The organism is Cedecea sp. (assembly GCF_036500665.1).
Taxonomy (GTDB): domain Bacteria; phylum Pseudomonadota; class Gammaproteobacteria; order Enterobacterales; family Enterobacteriaceae; genus Cedecea.
In genome coordinates, this window is record NZ_DASYBS010000033.1 from 1 (window position 1) to 1,664 (window position 1,664).

The 1,664-nt window shown below is 51.6% G+C and carries 1 rRNA gene; it reads right to left on the reverse strand.

What is annotated here, in order from left to right:
• Positions 1–1,502 (reverse strand): 16S ribosomal RNA (locus VGM55_RS05595); the annotation flags it as partial.
• Positions 1,503–1,664: the final 162 nt, after the last annotated feature.

A 1,664-nucleotide genomic window follows, 5' to 3' on the forward strand; every position in this document is an offset into this window, starting at 1 on the left:
GGTTACCTTGTTACGACTTAGTCCCCATCACGGGTTTCATCTTCGGCGCCTGCCTTGCGGCTCCGGCGACTTCGGATGCCCCCCGCTTTGGTGGCTTGACGGGCGGTGTGTACAAGGCTCAGGAACACATTCACCGCGGCAGTGCTGATCCGCGATTACTAGCGATTCCGGCTTCATGCGGGCGGGTTGCAGCCCGCAATCCGAACTGAGGGGCGGTTTTTGCGATTGGCTCGGCCTTGCGGCATTGCGTCGCTTTGTCCGCCCCATTGTAGCACGTGTGCAGCCCTGGGCATAAGGGCCATGATGACTTGACGTCGTCCCCGCCTTCCTCCAGTTTGTCACTGGCAGTATCCTTAAAGTTCCCACCCGAAGTGCTGGCAAATAAGGAAAAGGGTTGCGCTCGTTGCGGGACTTAACCCAACATCTCACGACACGAGCTGACGACAGCCATGCAGCACCTGTATGTAAGTTCCCGAAGGCACCAATCCATCTCTGGAAAGTTCTTACTATGTCAAGACCAGGTAAGGTTCTTCGCGTTGCATCGAATTAAACCACATGCTCCACCGCTTGTGCGGGCCCCCGTCAATTCATTTGAGTTTTAGTCTTGCGACCGTACTCCCCAGGCGGTCTACTTATCGCGTTAGCTGCGCCACTAAAGCCTCAAAGGCCCCAACGGCTAGTAGACATCGTTTACGGCATGGACTACCAGGGTATCTAATCCTGTTTGCTCCCCATGCTTTCGTACCTCAGCGTCAGTATTAGGCCAGATGGCTGCCTTCGCCATCGGTATTCCTCCAGATCTCTACGCATTTCACCGCTACACCTGGAATTCTACCATCCTCTCCCATACTCTAGCTTCCCAGTATCGAATGCAATTCCCAAGTTAAGCTCGGGGATTTCACATCCGACTTAAAAAGCCGCCTACGCACGCTTTACGCCCAGTAAATCCGATTAACGCTCGCACCCTCTGTATTACCGCGGCTGCTGGCACAGAGTTAGCCGGTGCTTATTCTGCGAGTAACGTCCACTCATCTTGGGTATTAACCAAGAGAGCCTCCTCCTCGCTTAAAGTGCTTTACAACCATAAGGCCTTCTTCACACACGCGGCATGGCTGGATCAGGGTTCCCCCCATTGTCCAATATTCCCCACTGCTGCCTCCCGTAGGAGTCTGGGCCGTGTCTCAGTCCCAGTGTGGCGGATCATCCTCTCAGACCCGCTACAGATCGTCGCCTTGGTAGGCCTTTACCCCACCAACTAGCTAATCCGACTTAGGCTCATCTATTAACGCAAGGTCACAAGTGATCCCCTGCTTTCCCCCGTAGGGCGTATGCGGTATTAGCATCCCTTTCGAGATGTTGTCCCCCATTAATAGGCAGATTCCTAAGTATTACTCACCCGTCCGCCGCTAGGTCAATTACCGAAGCAATCTCCCCCGCTCGACTTGCATGTGTTAAGCCTGCCGCCAGCGTTCAATCTGAGCCATGATCAAACTCTTCAGTTAAAAATCATTAGTGACTTAAGGTCACAATTCTGGCTCATCAATGTACTGACAAATTCTCTCAAATAAACTTCGAGTAATTTAAACCAATCAATCAATGATAATATTTCGATCAATCAATCAGTAAAAATCCACACAAGTTGTTCTTCATATTCTCTTAATGAT